At 66.6% G+C, this 19,324-nt stretch carries 11 protein-coding genes; 9 read left to right on the forward strand and 2 right to left on the reverse strand.

Features of this window, described 5'->3' with window-relative positions:
- The first annotated feature begins 128 nt into the window (after window positions 1–128).
- Genes GN330_RS06565 through GN330_RS06585 form a run of 5 tightly spaced genes read left to right on the forward strand, consistent with a single transcriptional unit; the run spans window position 129 to window position 5,764 of the window.
- Window positions 129–2,069: a TonB-dependent receptor plug domain-containing protein gene (locus GN330_RS06565; RefSeq protein ID WP_156711802.1), complete on the forward strand. Its 1,941-nt coding sequence runs from the start codon at window positions 129–131 to the stop codon at window positions 2,067–2,069.
- A gap of 50 nt (window positions 2,070–2,119) precedes the next feature.
- The gene (locus tag GN330_RS06570) at window positions 2,120–2,932 is read left to right on the forward strand and encodes an ABC transporter substrate-binding protein (RefSeq protein WP_197435056.1); all 813 of its coding nucleotides are present in this window, start codon (window positions 2,120–2,122) and stop codon (window positions 2,930–2,932) included.
- A complete protein-coding gene (locus GN330_RS06575; RefSeq protein ID WP_156711804.1) occupies window positions 2,929–3,930 on the forward strand; it encodes a FecCD family ABC transporter permease in 1,002 nt (333 codons plus the stop codon). Before GN330_RS06570 ends, GN330_RS06575 begins: the two co-directional genes overlap by 4 nt.
- Window positions 3,927–4,733 carry an ABC transporter ATP-binding protein gene (locus tag GN330_RS06580; RefSeq protein ID WP_156711805.1) on the forward strand — a complete coding sequence of 269 codons (807 nt, stop codon included), beginning with the start codon at window positions 3,927–3,929 and terminating at the stop codon, window positions 4,731–4,733. The genes GN330_RS06575 and GN330_RS06580 overlap by 4 nt, the downstream gene beginning before the upstream one ends.
- Entirely contained in the window at window positions 4,730–5,764 is a 1,035-nt protein-coding gene (locus GN330_RS06585; protein WP_343040335.1) for a DUF6925 family protein, read from the forward strand. The genes GN330_RS06580 and GN330_RS06585 overlap by 4 nt, the downstream gene beginning before the upstream one ends.
- Before the next feature lie 42 nt (window positions 5,765–5,806).
- Here the strand turns inward: GN330_RS06585 and GN330_RS06590 are convergent, their stop codons facing one another.
- Window positions 5,807–8,092, reverse strand: a complete 2,286-nt coding sequence (locus GN330_RS06590) for an NADP-dependent malic enzyme (RefSeq protein ID WP_156711806.1) — start codon at window positions 8,090–8,092, stop codon at window positions 5,807–5,809.
- Window positions 8,093–8,292: 200 nt separating this feature from the next.
- Here GN330_RS06590 and mutS point away from each other — a divergent pair, with 200 nt between their 5' ends.
- The 4 genes from mutS to murJ all read left to right on the forward strand — a co-directional run bounded on the left by mutS (window position 8,293) and on the right by murJ (window position 18,305).
- Complete coding sequence (gene mutS / locus GN330_RS06595) at window positions 8,293–10,938, forward strand: DNA mismatch repair protein MutS (protein ID WP_156711807.1); 2,646 nt, start codon at window positions 8,293–8,295, stop codon at window positions 10,936–10,938.
- Between the two features lie 120 nt (window positions 10,939–11,058).
- Window positions 11,059–13,734: a bifunctional diguanylate cyclase/phosphodiesterase gene (locus GN330_RS06600; RefSeq protein WP_156711808.1), complete on the forward strand. Its 2,676-nt coding sequence runs from the start codon at window positions 11,059–11,061 to the stop codon at window positions 13,732–13,734.
- A gap of 86 nt (window positions 13,735–13,820) precedes the next feature.
- On the forward strand, window positions 13,821–16,628 hold the full coding sequence (locus GN330_RS06605; RefSeq protein WP_156711809.1) for a [protein-PII] uridylyltransferase: 2,808 nt from the start codon (window positions 13,821–13,823) through the stop codon (window positions 16,626–16,628).
- Window positions 16,629–16,712: 84 nt separating this feature from the next.
- Window positions 16,713–18,305 (forward strand): murein biosynthesis integral membrane protein MurJ, encoded by a 1,593-nt coding sequence (gene murJ / locus GN330_RS06610; RefSeq protein WP_156711810.1) that lies wholly within the window; start codon window positions 16,713–16,715, stop codon window positions 18,303–18,305.
- Window positions 18,306–18,331: 26 nt separating this feature from the next.
- Here murJ and GN330_RS06615 read toward each other — a convergent pair whose 3' ends face one another.
- Window positions 18,332–19,276 carry a DMT family transporter gene (locus tag GN330_RS06615; RefSeq protein WP_197435057.1) on the reverse strand — a complete coding sequence of 315 codons (945 nt, stop codon included), beginning with the start codon at window positions 19,274–19,276 and terminating at the stop codon, window positions 18,332–18,334.
- Window positions 19,277–19,324: the final 48 nt, after the last annotated feature.

Raw genomic sequence — 19,324 nt, forward strand, 5'->3', positions numbered from 1 at the left:
GCCGGGAACGGCCGAGGGGTGAGGACGCCTATGTCTGCCGATTTGCCCAAGACCGATCTCCGCCTGCGGTTGATTGATGCCGCGCAACGCCATGCCGCGTTGCGCGACCAACCGCACAAGGGACAGGTATGGTCAGGAAATATATCGTTGCCGGCACGCTGGCGTTCGTCGGGCTGACGGGCGCACAGGCCGAGGAACCGGCGGATGCCGACACCGAGATCACCAAGCTCGACCGGTTGCTGATCAGCGAAGGGCGCACGCCTGTGGAGGCCGAGAAATCCGGCCGCGCCCATACGGTGATTTCGGGCGAGGCGCTGGAGGAAAACCGGGTGCGTTATGTTGCCGACGCCCTGCGCATGGTGCCGGGCGTGGCCGTGTCGCGCACCGGTTCCTATGGCGGCCTGACCCAGCTGCGCATGCGCGGCGCGGAGGGCAACCACGTGCTGGTGATGATCGACGGCATCGAGATGAGCGAGACCTCCTCGGGCGAGTTCGATTTCGGCAGCCTTCTGGTCGACGACATCGAGCGCATCGAGGTGCTGCGCGGCCCGCAGAGCGCATTTTGGGGCTCCAACGCCACCGCCGGCGTGATCAACATCATCACCAAGCGCGGCGAACGCAACGGTTTTTCGACCTCCATCCGCTCCGAGGCCGGCACCGACGGCACCTGGCTCGGCGGTCTGTCGATGCGCGGCGGCGGCGAGAACTACGACGTGGCGCTGTCGGGCCTGTTGCGCAATACCGGCGGCTTCAACGTCTCCGATTACGGCACCGAACGCGACGGCGACCGCAATGCCACGCTCAACGGTCGTTTTACCGTCGATCTGACGCCCGCGCTCAGCGTCGACGGCACGCTGCGTTACGTGGACCGCAAGAGCGACCTCGACGCGCAGGACTATGTCTGGGGCAGCCCGACCTATGGCCAGGTGCTCGACACCGACGACCAGGTCGCGAGCCGCGAACTGTTCGGCTCGCTCGGCGCGACCCATGTCGCGCTCGACGGCGCGCTGACCCAGCGCCTGCGCTTCACCGGCAGCGACACGTTCCGCGAATATTCCGCCGGCGGCGCGGTGACGTCGTCCAATTCGGGCGGCCGCTATAACGGGCTTTACCAGGCGAGCTGGGAATTCGACACGCCGAGCCTGCTGGAAGCGCGCCACCGGCTCACCGGCGGCTATGAGTGGGAGCGGGAAACCTTCCTGCCCTCGCATCTGGCCAACAAGCTCGCCCGCTCCACCAATTCCTTCGTCGGCGAATATCGCGGCGAGTTCCTCGACCAGTTTTCCGTCAATGCCGCGCTGCGGCGCGACGACAACGACGCCTTCAGCGACGCCACCACCTACAGCCTCAGCGGCGCCTGGCGCATTCCCGGCACCGACACCCGCCTGCATGCCTCGTTGGGCACCGGCGTCACCAATCCGACCTTCTTCGAGCAGTTCGGTTATCTGCCGACCCAGTTCATCGGCAATCCGGGCCTGTTGCCCGAAGAGAGTTTCGGCTGGGATGTCGGCGTCGAGCAGGGCTTTTTCGGCGGCATGCTGATCGTCGACCTGACCTATTTCAACCAGGATCTCACCAACGAGATCGCCACCGCCTATGACGGGCCTTTGCCGACGCCGGTCAATCTCGACGGCCGCAGCGAACGCCAGGGCGTCGAGGTCGCCGCCACGGTCGATCTCTTCAACGGCTTCACCGCCACCGCGACCTATACCTATACCGACGCCACTGAGCAGACGGTTGCCGGCGGGCCGCGCCTGGTGGAGGTGCGTCGGCCAAGACATTCGGGTTCGCTGAACGCGGCCTATCGTTTCTACGACAACCGCGCCCGCGTCTTCGGCGAAGTCGTCGTCAATGGCGAGATGTTCGATCTCGACTTCTCGACCTTTCCGTCCTCCCGTGTGAGGCTGAAGCCCTATACGGTGGTCAATGTCGGCGGCAGTTTCCGCTTCAACGAAACCGTCGAGGGGTTTGCCCGTATCGAGAACCTGTTCGACGAGGAGTATGAGGACGTGCTCGGCTACAACACCCAGGGCCTGGTCGCCTTTTTCGGCCTCAAGGGCAGTTTCTGAGCGCGATGACGCAACGGCTTTTCCTTTGTCGATGGCTCGGGGCGGCGTGCATGGCCGCCCTGGCGGCCTGCGCGCCGGCGCGCGCGGAGTCTGTACCCAAACGCGTCGTGTCGATGAATCTGTGCACCGACCAACTTGCCATGCTGATCGCGGACGAGGATCAGCTCCATTCGGTTTCGCATCTGGCCGCCGATCCGGGCGCCTCGGTGCTTGCCGAGCGCGCCGGAGCCTATGTCGTCAATCACGGCCTGGCGGAGGAAATCTTCCTGATGCGGCCGGATCTGGTGATCGCCGGCACCTACACCACGCGCACGACGGTGGCGCTGCTGCGCCGGCTCGGCTTTCGCGTCGAGGAGTTCGCGCCGGAAACCGGTTTCGACGACATCCGGCAAAACATCGCCCGCATGGGCGCGATTCTGGGGCGGCGGGACCGGGCGGTGGCGCTGACGGCCGCGCTCGACGCCGGGCTGGCGGCGCTGGCGGCATCGCCGGCGCAGGGCTCGGTGGCGGTCTATTCCTCCAACAGCTACACGGTCGGGCCGGGTTCGCTCGCCGACGCCGTCATCGCCGAAACCGGGCTCGACAACATCGCCGCTTCGCTTGGCATCTCCGGAGCCGGCCGGCTGCCGCTCGAAAGCCTGATCACCGCCGATCCCGACCTGGTCGTGACCGGCGCACGGCGCTTCGACAATCCCGCACTCGCCCAGGAAAATTTCCGCCATCCGGCCTTCCGCGCCTTCGCCCGCCAGGCTGTCGAGGTCGACATCCCCGACAAATACTGGCTGTGCGGCGCGCCGTTCACGCTGATTGCCGCGCGTATCCTCAAACAGGCCGCGAGAAGGCTGGAGGCGGGACAGGAATGAGCGAGCCGGCGCGTTACCGCCTGTTGCTGGCGCTGCTCGGCGGCGCGACGACGGTGCTGTTCGTCCTGTCGCTGACGGTCGGGCCGGCGGCGATCGGTTTTGGCGATTCGCTTGCCGCGCTCGTCTCCGGCGATGGCGGCGCGATCGTTCTGATCATGCGCGAAATACGCCTGCCGCGCGCGCTGCTCGGCCTGATGATCGGCGCCACGCTCGGCCTGTCGGGCGCCGCGCTCCAGGGTTACCTGCGCAATCCGCTGGCAGAGCCGGGGCTGATCGGCGTCAGCGCCTCGGCCTCGCTCGGCGCCGTGCTGGCGATCTATACCGGCCTGTCGGCCGCCTTTCCGCTCGCCTTGCCGCTGTCGGCGCTGGCGGCCGCGGTCGCGGGCGTGCTCGTCGTCCAGGCATTGGCCGGCATGCATGGCGGCACGCTGACCATCATTCTGGCCGGCGTCGCTGTGTCGAGCTTCGCCGGCGCGATGACCTCGCTGGCGCTTAACCTGTCGCCCAACCCGTTCGCCGCGCTCGAAATCCTGTTCTGGATGCTGGGCTCGCTCACCGACCGCTCCATGGAGCATGTCTGGCTGGCCGGCCCGTTCATCCTACTCGGCTGGGCCATGCTTGCCATGCTCGCCCGGCCGCTCGACACGCTGACGCTGGGTGGCGACGCGGCATCGAGCCTCGGCGTCGACATGCGCCGGGTACGTTTCCTGGCCGTTTTCGGCACCGCCGCCTGCGTCGGCGCTTCGACGGCGGTGGCCGGCGCGATCGGCTTTGTCGGCCTCGTCGTGCCGCATCTGCTCAGGCCTCTGGTCGGCGCCCGCCCGTCCAGACTCCTGCCCGCCTCCGCGCTCGGTGGCGCCAGCGTCCTGATAGCGGCCGACATTCTGGTGCGGCTGATCGCGCCCGGCCGCGACCTGAAGCTCGGCGTTCTGACGGCGATCGTCGGCGCGCCGTTCTTCCTCTGGCTGATCTGGCGCAGCCGCGGGAGGCTGACATGAGCCTGCTCACCTTGTCCGGGATCGGCGTCGCGCTTGGCGGACGCGACGTTCTCGGCGACGTGTCGCTGACCGTCGATGCGGGCGAATTCGTCGGTCTGATCGGGCCGAACGGCGCCGGCAAGTCGACCCTGCTGCGCGCGGCGCTGGGACTGGTTGCCGCGCGCGGCACGGTGGAGATCGGCGGCATGCCGGCGGCGCGGCTTTCGGCGCGGGAGCGCGCCCTGCGCATCGCCTATCTGCCACAGGAGCGCGAGATCGCCTGGCCGGTGTCGGTCGACATGCTGGTCGGGCTCGGCCGCGCGCCGCATCGCGGCCCGTTCGCCGCCGCCGGCGCGAAGGATCGCGCGGCCGTTGAAGCCGCGCTCGGGCGCATGGAGATCGCCGCCTTCCGTCACCGCCCGGCGACCCAGCTATCCGGCGGCGAGAAGGCCAGGGTGCTGATCGCCCGCGCGCTGGCGCAGGAGGCGCCGCTGCTGCTTGCCGACGAGCCGACCGCCGGCCTCGATCCCGAGCACCAGATCGGCCTGATGCGCCTCTTCGCGGATCTCGCCCGCGAGGGCCGCGGCGTCGTGGCCTCCCTGCACGATCTCGGGCTTGCCGCGCGCTGGTGCACGCGGCTGGTGCTGCTCGACCGTGGCCGCATCGTCGCCGACGGCCCGCCCCGGCAGGTGCTGACGCCGCAACGGCTGCGGGACATCTATGCCGTCGAAGCCTTTTTCGGCGAGGCAGCCGGCGGTCTCGTCGTGCAGCCGTTGGACCTAGTGGCGTCGAACGCCAAGAACGAAAGGACCGTGCACCGGTGAACGATCTTGAAAATCTGTTGCGACGCGCACTGGCGGACTGGCAGTGCGGCTGGAGCATGGGCACCTTCGGCGCCATCGCCGAATTTCATCACGACGACGGCGAGGCGGCGGTCGTGGACGATCCAGCCACCCTGACGCGCGCCACCGCGCGCGGCGGCGTCGCGCTCGACCGCGCTGCGCTGGCGGCAGTCGTTCCCGTCGCCTACGAGATGCTGAGCCCGAAACGGCATCGCTGGAGCCACGCGCTGGCGCTGTGCCTGCCCGAGGTCGCCGCCCGCCGCGCCTGCCGCGCGACGCTGAGCGAACTCGGCCCCGACGACGGTGCCATTCGCGAGGCGGATCGCGGCGCGATCCTGTTCGATATGGGCTTGTCGTTGCCGCAGTCGGATTTCTGCATTCGGACCCGAGACGCCGCGCTGCTTGCCGTGCTGCGGTCGTCGGTCGGCCGCTCGCTGCTGGAGCCCGGCAACCCGGCGATGGCGGCAATTCTTGCCGCCCATCCGCATCGCGTCGCTGTCACCGGCATCGGCCGGGTCGAGGTGTTCCAGAAGATCGGCGGTCCCGACACGGGCGGGGTGTCGCCGCCCGGACCGCATACCCATGTTCTGCCCAGACTTCTCAAGTCGGGCCGCACCCATTCCGCCAATGCCCCGATTCCCGACGGGCTGATGCCGCTCGCATCGCTGCATCCGGGCCATCCGGTGATCGGCCCAATGGGCGAGGACCGGGCCTTCGATGCCGCGCTGCATGCGCAATTCCAGGCTTTTCTGGAAATTTATGGACTTCCCGAGGCGGTCGCGGAGAAGAACCGGGCGCTCGCCGCCCTGGCGCGCGGTGAAGCGCCCGACGGCTTCACGCCGTCCGAAAGCCGCCCCGCGCGCTCGGCCCTGCGGCTTGCCTTGCGTCAGGAAATGCACCGCTGCGGCCATCTCGGCGAGACCGGCCAAATGCGATTGCTGGCGCGATGGCAGGCTCGCTTCGAGCCCGCCGCCGCCGATGACGACGTCGAGGACGACAGGCCCGGACACTGATGGCGGCCTTGCCCGGCCCTTTTTAAGGGCCGGGCGGAACGGTCATGCCCCGGCATTGTAGGCCGCGATCGCGGCCATGTTGACGATGTCGCTGTCCTTGGCGTTGAGCGAGACGATCTGCACCGGCTTGTTCAGCCCGACCAGCAGCGGGCCGATCACCATCGAGCCGCCGAGTTCCTGCAGCATCTTGGTGGCGATCGACGCCGAGTGGAAGGCCGGCATGACCAGCACATTGGCCGGGCCGGAGAGCCGGCAGAACGGATATTGCGCCAGCAGCTTCGGATTGAGCGCGACGTCGGCCGCCATCTCGCCGTCATACTCGAAATCGACCCGGCGCTTGTCGAGGATCTTGACGGCCTCCTGCACGCGCTCGGAGCGCTCGCCCGGCGGATGGCCGAAGGTCGAATAGGCGAGCATGGCCACGCGCGGCTCGTAGCCCATGCGCCGCGAGAAACCGGCCACCTCCTCGGCGATGTCGGCGATCTGCTCCGAGTTGGGCATATCGTGCACGGCGGTGTCGGCGACGATCACGGTACGCCCGCGGCACAGCGCGATCGAAACCCCGATGACCCGGTGGCCGGGCTTGGCGTCGATCACCCGCCGCACGTCGTCGAGCACGGTGGAATAGTTGCGGGTCACGCCCGTTACCACCGCGTCGGCATCGCCCAGCGCGACCATGGCGCCGGCGAAATGGTTGCGGTCGTTGTTGATCAGCCGTTGGCAGTCGCGGAACAGGAAGCCCTTTCGCTGCAGGCGCTCATAGAGATAGTCGGCATAGATGCCGTTGCGGCGCGACAGGCGCGCATTGATGATCTCGATCCCGGGTTTGTCGAGATCCACGCCTGCCTGCTTGGCGGTTTCCCTGATCTGCTCGTCGCGCCCAAGCAGGATCGCCGTGCCGAGGCGCTGGTTGGCGTAGGAGACGGCGGCGCGCATCACCTGTTCTTCCTCGCCCTCGGCGAACACCACGCGCTTGGGCTGGCGGCGCACGCGGTCGTAGATTCGCTGCAGGGTGGAGGCGATCGGATCGCGCCTGGCCGACAAGTCCCGCGCGTAGTTGAAAAGGTCGAGGATCGGCCGGCGGGCCACGCCCGATTCCATCGCCGCCTTGGCGACGGCGACGGGCACGGCCGAGATCAGACGTGGGTCGAAGGGCACGGGAATGATGTAGTTGGCGCCGAATTTCGGCCGGTTGCCCTGATAGGCGGCGGCCACGTCGTCGGGCACGTCCTCACGGGCGAGCGCGGCCAGCGCGTGGGCGGCGGCCAGTTTCATGTCGTCATTGATGGTGGTGGCACGCACGTCGAGCGCGCCGCGGAAAATATAGGGAAAGCCGAGTACGTTGTTGACCTGGTTCGGATAGTCCGACCGGCCGGTCGCCATGATGGCGTCGGTGCGGATTTCGGCCACTTCCTCCGGCGTGATTTCCGGGTCGGGATTGGCCATGGCAAAGATGATCGGCTTCTTGGCCATCGACTGGACCATGGCGGGCGTCAGCGCGCCCTTGGCCGACAGACCGAAAAAGATGTCGGCGCCGTCGAGCGCCTCGGACAATGTCCTGAGTTCGGTCTTGACGGCGTGCGCCGACTTCCACTGGTTCATGCCCTCCTTGCGGCCCTGATAGACGACGCCCTTGGTGTCGCACAGGATCACGTTTTCGGGCGGGAAGCCCATCGCCTTGATCAGCTCGATACAGGCGATGCCGGCCGAACCGGCGCCATTGCACACCAGCCGCGACGTCTTGATGTCGCGCCCGGTGATCTCCAGCGCGTTGATCAGCCCTGCCGCGGCGATGATCGCGGTTCCGTGCTGGTCGTCGTGAAAGACCGGGATGTCCATCAGTTCGCGCAGGCGGCTTTCGATGATGAAGCAATCCGGCGCCTTGATGTCCTCCAGATTGATGCCGCCGAAGGAAGGGCCGAGAAAGCGTACGCAATTGATGAATTCGTCGACATCGTCCGTATCGACCTCCAGGTCGATCGAATCGACGTCGGCGAAGCGTTTGAACAGCACCGCCTTGCCTTCCATCACCGGCTTCGACGCCAGTGCGCCGAGATTGCCCAGGCCCAAGATCGCGGTGCCGTTGGAGATCACCGCCACCATATTGCCGCGGGTCGTGTAGTCGAAGGCGCGGCTGGGGTCCTCGTGAATGGCCTTGACCGGCGCGGCCACGCCTGGGGAATAGGCCAGAGACAGGTCGCGCTGGGTCGCCATCGGCTTGGTGGGGTTGATTTCGAGCTTGCCGGGTCGGCCGGCGGCGTGGAAGTCGAGCGCCTCTGCCGCCGAGACCGAGGGACCTTGTTGATCGTTCTTGCTTTTTTCGGCCATGACTGTCGTGCGTTTCCTGCCCGTTGTCGCGCCTTTTCGGCGCTTCTTTTGTGGAGCGTTTCGATTAAGGCTACACTTCAAGCCTGTAAATCGCCAAGCAGGAAACAGTTTCAGAATTTACGTGAAAACGGACCTTTGGTCGCGGCCCGATTGTGAACCAGCATCGCCCCGTCAAAAACGCTTCTCCGGCGGCTACGCCGATGATGGAGCAATATACCGAGATCAAGGCGGCGAACCCGGATTCGCTGCTTTTCTATCGCATGGGCGATTTCTACGAACTGTTCTTCGACGACGCGCTGGTGGCGTCGCGCGCGCTCGGCATCACGTTGACCAAGCGCGGCAAGCATCTCGGCGAGGACATTCCGATGTGCGGCGTGCCGGTCCATGCCGCCGACGATTATCTGCAAAAGCTGATCGCGCTCGGCCACCGCGTGGCGGTGTGCGAGCAGACCGAGGACCCGGCCGAGGCCAAGAAGCGCGGCTCCAAATCGGTTGTACGCCGCGACGTGGTGCGGCTGGTCACGCCCGGCACCATCACCGAGGACAAGCTGTTGGCGCCGTCGGAAGCCAACCATCTGATGGCGCTGGGGCGCGTGCGCGGCGAGGACCGGCTGGGGCTTGCCTGGATCGACATCTCGACCGGTACATTCCTGGTTGCCGCCACCGCGCCCGATCGGCTTCTGGCCGACATATTGCGTATCGAGCCGCGTGAACTGATCGTGGCCGATCCGGTCTTCCACGACCCGGATTTCAAGCCGGTCTTCGACGTGCTCGGCCGCATCGTCACACCCCTGCCGCCGAGCCTGTTCGAATCGACCGCCGCCGCCGAGCGCGCGTCGCGGTTTTTCGGCCTGGTCACGCTCGACGGGATCGGCGATTTCGGTCGCGCCGAACTCTCCGCGATCGGCGGGGTGATCGCCTATGTCGAGCGCACGCAGAAGGCCGAACGGCCGCCCCTGATGCGCCCGGCGCGTCAGGATGCCGGCACGACAATGTTCATCGATCCGGCAACGCGCGCCCATCTGGAGTTGACGCGCACCCCGTCGGGCAAGCGCGAAGGTTCGCTGTTCAACGTCATCGACCGTACGCTGACCGGGGGTGGCGGACGCCTGCTCGCCGAGCGGCTGATGTCGCCGCTCACCGAGCCCGACGCCATCAACGAACGTCTCGATTCGGTCTCCTATTTCCGTGCCGAGCGGAGCCTTGCCGACGCCGTGCGCGCCAGCCTGAAGGGCGTGGCCGACATGCCGCGCGCTCTGGCCCGCCTGGCGCTCAATCGCGGCGGACCGCGCGATCTGGGCGCGCTCGCCGCCGGAATGGCCGCCGCCGCCGAGGCGGCGGCGCTGTTTTCGGACACCGCCCCTCCGGCCGAAATCGCCGGTGCCCTGGAAGCGATCGCGGCGCTGCCGACGGAGCTGCGCGATCATTTCGCCGCCGCGCTCGCCGACGAACTGCCGTTGCTAAAACGCGACGGCGGCTTCGTGCGGCGCGGCTATCATGCCGAACTCGACGAGATGCGCGCTCTGCGCGACGAGGCGCGCCGGGTGATCGCGGCGATGGAGGCGAGCCTGGTCGAGGAGACGGGCATCCGCTCGCTCAAGATCCGCCACAACAACATTCTGGGCTATTACATCGAGGTCACCGCCAACCATCACGCGGCGCTGGCCGGGACGGACGCGGCCAAGGCGCGCTTCATCCACCGCCAGACCATGGCCAATGCGATGCGCTTCACCACCACCGAACTGGCCGAGCTCGAAACCAAGATCGCCAACGCGGCCGATCGCGCGCTGACGATCGAACTGGATATCTTCACGGCTCTGGTCGCCGAGGCGGTGGTGTGTGCGGATTCGATCCGGGCCGGGGCGCGCGCGCTCGCCGTGCTCGACCTGTCGACGGCGCTTGCCGTGCTGGCCGAGGACGAGAGCTACGCCCGCCCGGTGGTCGACACCAGCCTGGATTTCCGGATCGTCGCCGGCAGGCACCCGGTGGTGGAAAAGGCGTTGCGCGCCCAGGACGGCGAGCCGTTCGTGGCCAATGATTGCGATCTGTCGCCGGCCGACGCCGGCCGGCCCGGCGCGATCTGGCTTTTGACCGGACCCAATATGGGCGGCAAGTCGACCTTCCTGCGCCAGAACGCACTGATAGCCATTCTTGCCCAGATGGGCGGCCATGTGCCGGCCGCCGAGGCCCGCATCGGCGTCGTCGACAGGCTGTTTTCGCGTGTCGGCGCCTCCGACGATCTGGCTCGCGGCCGGTCGACCTTCATGGTCGAGATGGTCGAGACCGCGGCCATCCTCAACCAGGCCGGCGAACGCGCGCTGGTCATTCTTGACGAGATCGGCCGCGGCACCTCGACCTTCGACGGCCTGTCGATCGCCTGGGCGGCTGTGGAACATCTGCACGAGAACAATCGCTGCCGCGCCATCTTCGCCACCCATTTCCACGAGATGACGGCGCTCGCCGAGAAGCTCGACCGCTTGTCCAACGTCACCATGCGGGTGAAGGAGTGGGAAGGCGACGTCGTGTTCCTGCACGAGGTCGGGCGCGGCGCGGCGGATCGCTCCTACGGCGTACAGGTCGCGCGCCTCGCCGGCCTGCCCGATGCCGTGGTGGCCCGCGCCCGCGCTGTGCTTTCCCAACTCGAGGCTAGCGAGGTATCGGGCAAGGCCGGTCGCCTCGTCGACGATCTGCCGCTGTTTTCGGCCGTTGCAGACCGGGCGCCGCCGCGCGCCTCCGTGGAGCCGCTGGCGGGGGCGCTCGACGCGCTCGATCCCGACGACATGACGCCGAAGGAGGCGCTCGAGGCGCTTTATCGCCTGAAGGGAATGGCGCGGCAGAAGCGTTGAACGCGTCGTTCCGTACCCCGGTGTCTCCGGCTCAATGCAAATTTAAGGACTGCCAACTATCGTCGTTGGATGTGTGGGCATCGTTGCCGAACGAGGATGCCGTTTGAACAGTTGGACAGTATGAATTCAGTCCTTGCCCGGATTTGGAATGGGCTTTTTCGGCTCACGAATATTCCCGCGGTGATCGTTTTCGTCGTGGTTGCCGCTGCGGGCGTCTTCGCCGAAAGCCAGAACCGCGAGGCCTTCCGGCGCGACCTGCGCGCTGACGTGCTCGGCGACATCAGCCTGATCCGCGCCAAGCTCGAAGGTAATGTCAAGGGCAATATCGAACTCGTTCGCGGCCTGGTCAGCGTGCTGGAGACGGAACCGGACGCCGATCAGATCCAATTCGCCGCGCTGGCGCGGCGACTTTTGGCCGGCGACTCCCAGATTCGTCACCTCGCGGCCGCGCCCGGCCTGATCGTCTCGATGGTCTATCCGGTTGAAGGCAACGAAAAGGCGTTCGGGCTCGATTACCGCAAAAACGACGCCCAGCGTGCGGCGGCCTTCCGCGTGCGCGATTCCGGCAAGATCGTTGTGGCGGGTCCAGTCGACCTCGTTCAGGGCGGAAAGGCGCTGGTCGGCCGCTTCCCGGTTTTCACCGGCCAGGATCACGATCGGTTCTGGGGCATCGTTTCGGCGGTGATCGACGTCGAGCGGCTTTACGCCGCCAGCGGCCTCAACGACGTTGCCGACAGGCTCGATGTCGTGATCAGCGGCAAGGACGGTATCCGAGCCGCCGGCCTGCCGTTTTACGGCGCCGAAACCGTCCTGTCGCAAAACCCGGTCGTCGTCGACGTCAATCTGCCAACCGGTTCCTGGCAGGTCGCGGCCGTTCCGAAAGGTGGCTGGGAGACCGTTTCACCGAACCCGTGGCCGTTGCGGCTGCTGGTTTTCGCCGCCGGTGCGTTGATCCTCGTGCCGACCTTCTCGACCGGCAGGCTGATCGAGGAACGCCAACGCCACATTGGCGAGCTGCGCAATCGCGAAAAGCTGCTTGCGCGCCTGTCGCGTCGCCTCGGGCTGGCACTGGCCACGTCTCGGGTTGGCGTGTGGGAAATGGACATCGACCATAATGAGTTGTTCTGGGACGATCGCATGAACGAACTCTACGGCTATGAGCTCGATGGCGGCGCGCGCGGCTACGAGCATTGGGCGCGGCGGCTCCATCCCGACGATCTCGCCCGCGCGGAGGAGGAGTTTCGCCTCGCCGTGGAAGAACGCGGACACTACGATTCCGAATACCGGCTGCGCCTGCCGGATGGCTCCGTGCGGCACATTCGCGCGATCGGCGTCGTCTATCGCGACGACGGTGAGCCGACCCGCATCGTTGGCGTGAATTGGGATGTCTCCAGCGATATCTTGCTGACCGAGGACCTGAAGCGAGCCAACCAGCTGACCGAAGCGCGCAACAGCGAGCTGGAAGCGACCAAGGCGCGCATCGAGCACAACGCGTTGCACGATTCGCTCACCGGCCTCGCCAATCGCCGCTATCTCGATGAAATTCTGTCCGAAAGCCCTGGCGCGGACGGCGACGGGACCGATGCCACCGCGCTACTGCACATCGATCTCGACCGCTTCAAACAAATCAATGACACGCTTGGCCATGCCGCCGGCGATGCGATCTTGACCCATGCGGCCTCAGCTCTGGCCGACACTGTCGAGGCGGGCGATTTCGTCGCGCGTGTCGGGGGCGACGAGTTCGTGGTGCTGTGCCGTCGCCCCTTGCGCGCGGGCGGCGCACTGATCGAGGATTTGTCACGGCTGGCGGAGCGGATCATCGCCCGCATCCAGCGGCCGGTCGTCTACGAAGGCCATGAATGCCGCGTCGGCGGCAGCATCGGGATCGCGTTTACGGCCGAAGCCGGGGCCGATCCGAAGAAGCTGCTGGTCAATGCCGATATCGCGCTTTACCGGGCCAAGAGCCGCGGTCGCAACCGCTACCAATTCTTCAACGAGGCCTTGCAGGCCGAGATCGTCACGACCAAGCGCGTGGCCGACGAGATCCTGACCGGCATCGAGCGGGGTGAATTCACGCCCTACTACCAGCCGCAGTTCGACGCGGACACGCTTGCGTTGATCGGCGTCGAGGCGCTTGCGCGCTGGCGGCATCCGCGCGAGGGCATGCTGACGCCGGATCGATTCATGAAGATTGCCGAGGAACTCAACGTCGTCGACATGATCGACCGCATCATCCTGGAAAGGACGCTCGCCGACATGAAGACCTGGCGGGACGCCGAGCTGGCGGTCCCGAAAGCTTCGGTCAACGTGTCCGCGCGCCGGCTGCGCGACGAGGACCTGGTTCGCAGCCTGCGCGACCTCGACATCGCGCCGGGCACTATCTCGTTCGAACTGGTCGAATCGATCTTCCTCGACGAGCAGGACGAGGTGGTGGCGTGGAATGTCGACCACATCAAGGAGCTCGGCATCGACGTGGAAATCGACGATTTCGGTACCGGTTACGCCTCGATCGTCAGCCTGCTCAAGCTGAAGCCGAGCCGCCTGAAGATCGATCGCCAGTTCATCCTGCCAATCGTCGACGACGAGCAGCGCCGGCACCTGGTCGGCTCGATCATCGACATCGGATCGTCGCTCGGCATCGAGGTGCTGGCCGAGGGCGTGGAAACAATGGCGCATGCGCGCATGCTGCGCCAGATCGGCTGCCACGCGCTACAGGGCTACGCTTTTGCCCGCCCCATGCCTGCGGACGAATTGGCCGATTTCGTCCAGGCCAGGCGCTGGCGGGCGGCCTCGTGAAAATCCGCCCGGCCGCCGTCGCCCGTATCGCTGCGGCGCGTTTCAGGCTATAGACGCCCCGCGGCGATCCCGAACGGCACTAAGGCATGGCCAAGGTACCCCTCAAGCTCGGCGAAATCATCAATGGTCCGCTCCTTCGCGCGCGGCTGTCGGCGTTTGCGTTGGAGGCCGGCGGGGACGGCTCGGGCCAGGCGGTGCGCGCCGCGGTGTTGAAGGCGCTGCGCGAGGAACTCGCGGCCGGCCGGACCAAGGCCGAGGCGATGTTGATGAAGGACGGGGGCGGGACCGCCTGCGCGGCGCGGCTGTCGCATCTGATGGACGAGATCATCCGCGCGCTGCACGATTTTGCCGTCTCGCATGTCTACGCCTCGAAAAACCCGTCCGCGGCCGAGAAGATGGCGATCGTGGCGGTCGGCGGCTACGGCCGCGGCACGCTCGCGCCCGGATCCGACATCGATCTGTTGTTCCTGCTGCCCTACAAGCAGACGCCCTGGGGCGAGCAGGTCACCGAATATGTGCTTTACATGCTGTGGGACATGGGCCTGAAGGTCGGCCACGCCACCCGCAATGTCGATGAGTGCGTGCGCCTGTCGCGCACCGACATGACGATCCGCACCGCGGTTCTGGAAGCCCGTTTCCTGTGCGGTGAGTCCCCGCTTTATGACGAGCTTTTGCATCGCTTCGACACCGAGCTGATGCGTCAGTCGGGCGGCGAGTTCGTGCAGGCCAAGCTCGCCGAACGCGATGCCCGCCACGCCAAGGCAGGCGAAAGCCGCTATCTGGTCGAACCCAATGTCAAAGACGGCAAGGGCGGCCTGCGCGACCTGCACACGCTGTTTTGGATCGGAAAATACTACTACCGCGTGCGCGGCGGCGAGGAATTGGTCGAACGCGGTGTCTTCACCCGCAAGGAATATCTCGTCTTTCGCAAGGCTGAGGATTTCTTGTGGGCCGTGCGCTGCCACATGCATTTCCATGCCGGCAAGGCCGAGGAACGCCTGCATTTCGACATACAACGCGATATCGCCGACCGGCTGGGTTATACCAGCCATCCGGGCCTTTCGGCCGTCGAGCGCTTCATGAAACATTACTTTTTGGTCGCCAAGGATGTCGGCGACCTGACCCGGATCCTGTGCGCGGCCCTGGAAGAAGAACAGGCCAGGCACGTGCCGGGCTTCAACCGCCTGGTCCAGTCCTTCTCCCGCCGCCGCCGCAAGGTCCCGGGCACGACCGACTTCATCATCGACAACGACCGCATCAACGTCGCCGACCCGCAGGCATTCGAGCGCGATCCCGTCAACATGCTGCGCCTGTTCTGGTTCGCCGACCGGCACGGGCTGGAATATCATCCCGAGGCGCTGAAACTGCTGCGCCGTTCGTTGAAGCTGATCGACCGCAATCTGCGCCGCGACGTCGAGGCCAACCGGCTGTTCCTCGACGTGCTGACCTCGGACCGCAATCCCGAACTCAACCTGCGCCGCATGAACGAGGCCGGCGTTTTGAGCAAGCTCATCCCCGATTTCGGCAAGATCGTCGCGATGATGCAGTTCAACATGTATCACCACTACACGGTCGACGAGCATCTCGTGCGCTGTGTCGGCGTCTTGTCGGAGATCGAGCACGGCGACGACGCCCGCGTCCATCCGCTGTCGCACAAGCTGATGCCGGGCTTGCGGCCGCACCGCGAAGTGCTCTACACGGCCGTTCTGCTGCACGATATCGCCAAGGGCCGGCCCGAGGACCATTCGATCGCCGGCGCGCGCATCGCCCGGCGCATGTGCCCGCATATGGGATTTTCCGCCGCCGATACCGAGACCATCGCCTGGCTGGTGGAAAACCATCTGGTGATGTCGAACACGGCGCAGATGCGCGACCTCAACGACCGCAAGACGATCGAGGATTTCGCCGCCGTCGTGCAGTCGGTGGAGCGGCTGAAACTGCTTCTGGTGCTGACCGTCTGCGACATACGCGGTGTCGGCCCGGGCGTATGGAACGGCTGGAAGGGGCAGTTGCTGCGCACGCTCTACTACGAGACCGAGCTGCTTCTGACGGGCGGCTTTTCCGAGGTCGCCCGCGACAAGCGCGCGGCCCATGCACGCGCGCAACTCGCTGCCGCCCTCGACGACTGGCCCGAGGCCGAAAGCCGGCGTTATGTCGGTCTGCATTACGAAAACTACCTTTTGACCGTCGATTTCGACGACCAGCTCCGCCACGCGGCCTTCGTGCGCGATGCCGACGCGGCCGGCCGCCGCCTGGCGACCATGATCCGGACGCACGAATTCGAGGCGGTGACCGAGATCGCCGTGCTCGCGCCCGACCATCCGCGCCTGTTGTCGGTGATTGCCGGCGCCTGCGCGGCCGCCGGCGCCAACATCGTCGACGCACAGGTCTTCACCACCTCGGACGGGCGTGCCCTCGACACCATTTTGATCAATCGGGAATTCGACCGCGACGAGGACGAGCGCCGGCGCGCCGAGCGCGTCGGCAAGCTGATCGAGGAGGCGCTGTCGGGCAAGTCCTGGCTGCCGGAGATCATCGAAAAGCGCGCCAAGCGGCGGCGTGGTGCGCGCGCCTTCCGCATCACGCCCCAGGCCGAGATCCGCAACACGCTGTCCAACCGCTTTTCGGTGATCGAGGTTTCGGGCCTCGATCGGCCGGGCCTGTTGTCGGAAATCACCGGCGCGCTGTCGGACCTCTCCCTCGACATCGCCTCGGCCCACATCACCACGTTCGGCGAAAAGGTGATCGACACGTTCTACGTTACAGACCTGACGGGCCAGAAGATCGAAAACCCGACCCGTCAGGCCGCGATCCGCGAGCGCCTGGTCGCTACGCTTACGGGGTCCGCGCCGTCCCGCCCGGCGCGCGGCGGCCGCGCCGCGGCGGCGGAATAGGTAAGAAGGTGCGCGCCCGATGAGCCGGCCACTCTTTCCTCGCTTTATTCAACGCCCCGCCACGACCGCAAGGTGCCTGCCCGCATGAGCCTGATCAGAAAGTTCGCCAGCGTGGCCTCGGGCACGATGGCAAGCCGCGTTTTTGGTTTCGCGCGCGAGGCGCTGATCGGCGCCACGCTGGGCGCCGGACCGGTCGCCGACGCCTTTTACGCCGCTTTCCGCTTTCCCAACCTGTTTCGGCGCCTGTTCGCCGAGGGCGCCTTCAACACCGCCTTCATTCCGCTGTTCGCCAAGGAACTGGAAGGCGGCGGCGTCGACGGCGCGCGCCGCTTCGGCGAGGAGGTGCTTTCGGTGCTGGTGCTGAGCCTGGCCGTGCTGTCGGTGCTGGCGATCCTGTTCATGCCGTCGCTGGTCGGGACGATCATTGCGCCCAAATTCGCCGATACGCCGGACAAGTTCGATCTGACCGTTGTTCTGACGCGGATCATGTTCCCCTATCTGTTCTGCATGTCGCTGGTGGCGATGCTGTCGGGCATCCTTAATTCCATGCGCCGCTATTTCCTCGCCGCCGCGGTGCCGGTGCTGCTCAACATCATCCTGATCGCCGTGCTTGTCGCCGCGCTGGTCATGGGGGCCGAACAGGACGTCGTCGGCCTGGGGCTTGCCTGGGGCGTGCTCGCCTCCGGCATCGCGCAGCTCGGTATCCTTGTCTGGGCGGCGGCACGCGAGGGCTATGCCATGCGCCTGCGTCGGCCGCGCCTGTCGCCCTCGGTCAAGCGCCTGCTTGTTCTGATGGGGCCGGCGCTTTTGACCGGCGGTGTCACCCAGATCAACCTTTTGATCGGCCAGATCATCGCTTCGGCCCAGGACGGCGCGATCGCGCTCCTGAACTATGCCGACCGCATCAACCAGCTCCCGCTCGGCGTCATCGGCATCGCCGTCGGCGTGGTGCTGTTGCCGGAACTGTCGCGCGCGCTCAAGGCAGGCGACGCGGCCGACGTGCAGCACCTGCAGAACCGTTCGCTGGAATTCGCGCTCGCTCTGACCCTGCCGGCCGCGGTCGGCCTCGCCGTCATGCCGGCACCGATCGTGGGACTGCTCTACGAGCGCGGCGCCTTCACCGCCGAGACCACAGCTCTCACCGCCGCCGCCCTTGCCGCCTTCGCCGTCGGGCTGCCGGCCTTCGTGTTGAGAAAGGTCTTTCAGCCGGCCTTTTTCGCCCACGAGGACATGAAGACGCCGATGTGGTTCACCGGCGTCGAGGTCGCGCTCAACATTTCCTTCAGCCTCGCCCTGTTCCCGGTTTACGGCCATGTCGGCATCGCCGCGGCCACCTCGATCGCGGCCTGGGCCAATGTCATGCTGCTGGTCGTGACGCTCTGGCGGCGCGATCTGTTTAGGCCGTCGCCCGTGACGCTGCGCCGCGTCGCGCTGATCGTTCTGGCGAGCGCGATGATGGGCGGGGTGGTCTGGCGGCTGCAGGAGACGTTTTCGTCCAGCCTCGTCGGCGCGCCTCTGCTGATCCGCCTTGTCGCCGTTGCCGGGGTGATCGGCGCCGGCGCGGTCGTCTATTTCGGCATCGCGATCGCCACCGGCGCGCTCGACCGCAAGCAGCTGGCGGGGCTCGTCCGTCGCCGTCGCGTCGGGGCGCCCGCCGCTCCGACCGAAACGGACTGAGCGGCGGGCGCGGCGCCGTCGTCGGTTCAGTTGCCCTCCATGCGGCCATGTTCCCACGACATCACGACGACACCGGCAAACACGACCGCGAAGCCTGCGAGATGCATGAGGCGGAATTCTTCGCCGAGCAGCACATAAGACAGGACGAGCGCGGAAACCGGCATCAGCGCCATGAACCCGGCAGCGATAGAGCCCTGCGTCTTGGCGATGCCTGCGTACCAGAGCAGGCTGCCGAGCGCCAGGGTTCCAGCGCCGTACCAGATTGCCGCCACCCAGGCGCCGGGGTCGATGTCGGCGGGCTGGAAGCCTGGCCATTGCAGTACCGCAAACGGCAGGAAGACGGGGACGGAAAGCGCGGCGGCAAGGAAGGCGATCAGGCGTGGATCGTGATCGCGGCTCATCTTGCGCCCGAGCAGCGTATAGGCGGCCTCGCAGCATACGGCCGCCAGGACGAGCAAAGAGCCGGCGACCAGCGCGCCGCCCGACGCCTGTTGACCGTCGCGGCCGCCGCCCAGTTGTAGCACCAGCACGCCGGTGACGGCAAGCGCGATCGCCAGCAGCTTGCGCCAGTTGGCCCGTTCGCCAAACACCAGTATGGCCGCGCCCGCGGTCACCGCCGGCGTGGTCGCCATCACGATCGCGCCGGCCACACCGGAAACCAGCCGCATGCCATAAAGCATGAAGACGGTGAAGCCGAACATGCCGAACAGCGCGATCAGGCACAAAAGCAGCCAATCGTATCGGCTAAAGGCGACGAGCCGATGGCGCTGTCCCCAGGCGAAGGGCGCGAGCACGGCCGCGCCCAGAGCGACGCGGAAGGTCGCGCCGACGAAAACCGGCATCGCCTCGGTGACGATCTTGGAGACCGGGGTGGCCGAGCCGAAAACGATCATCCCCAGCGCGAGCTGCGCGTAGACCGCGGCCCTGGCCGTGTGTTCGTCGTTGACATGTTGCCTGCTCCGTCCAGCCATGCGGGGATAACCCGCCGGACGCGATTTGGTTCGGCCGCGTGCTATGTC

The sequence above is a fragment of the Nitratireductor arenosus genome (assembly GCF_009742725.1).
Lineage (GTDB): Bacteria > Pseudomonadota > Alphaproteobacteria > Rhizobiales > Rhizobiaceae > Mangrovimarina > Mangrovimarina arenosa.

Excerpts from the sequence above, each read along its gene's own strand:
- GN330_RS06565 (WP_156711802.1), top strand. The coding sequence starts at position 129 with ATGGTCAGGAAATATATCGTTGCCGGCACGCTGGCGTTCGTCGGGCTG.
- GN330_RS06570 (WP_197435056.1), top strand. The coding sequence starts at position 2,120 with ATGGCCGCCCTGGCGGCCTGCGCGCCGGCGCGCGCGGAGTCTGTACCC.
- GN330_RS06575 (WP_156711804.1), top strand. The coding sequence starts at position 2,929 with ATGAGCGAGCCGGCGCGTTACCGCCTGTTGCTGGCGCTGCTCGGCGGC.
- GN330_RS06580 (WP_156711805.1), top strand. The coding sequence starts at position 3,927 with ATGAGCCTGCTCACCTTGTCCGGGATCGGCGTCGCGCTTGGCGGACGC.
- GN330_RS06590 (WP_156711806.1), bottom strand. The coding sequence starts at position 8,092 with ATGGCCGAAAAAAGCAAGAACGATCAACAAGGTCCCTCGGTCTCGGCG.
- mutS (WP_156711807.1), top strand. The coding sequence starts at position 8,293 with ATGATGGAGCAATATACCGAGATCAAGGCGGCGAACCCGGATTCGCTG.
- GN330_RS06600 (WP_156711808.1), top strand. The coding sequence starts at position 11,059 with ATGAATTCAGTCCTTGCCCGGATTTGGAATGGGCTTTTTCGGCTCACG.
- GN330_RS06605 (WP_156711809.1), top strand. The coding sequence starts at position 13,821 with ATGGCCAAGGTACCCCTCAAGCTCGGCGAAATCATCAATGGTCCGCTC.
- murJ (WP_156711810.1), top strand. The coding sequence starts at position 16,713 with ATGAGCCTGATCAGAAAGTTCGCCAGCGTGGCCTCGGGCACGATGGCA.
- GN330_RS06615 (WP_197435057.1), bottom strand. The coding sequence starts at position 19,276 with ATGGCTGGACGGAGCAGGCAACATGTCAACGACGAACACACGGCCAGG.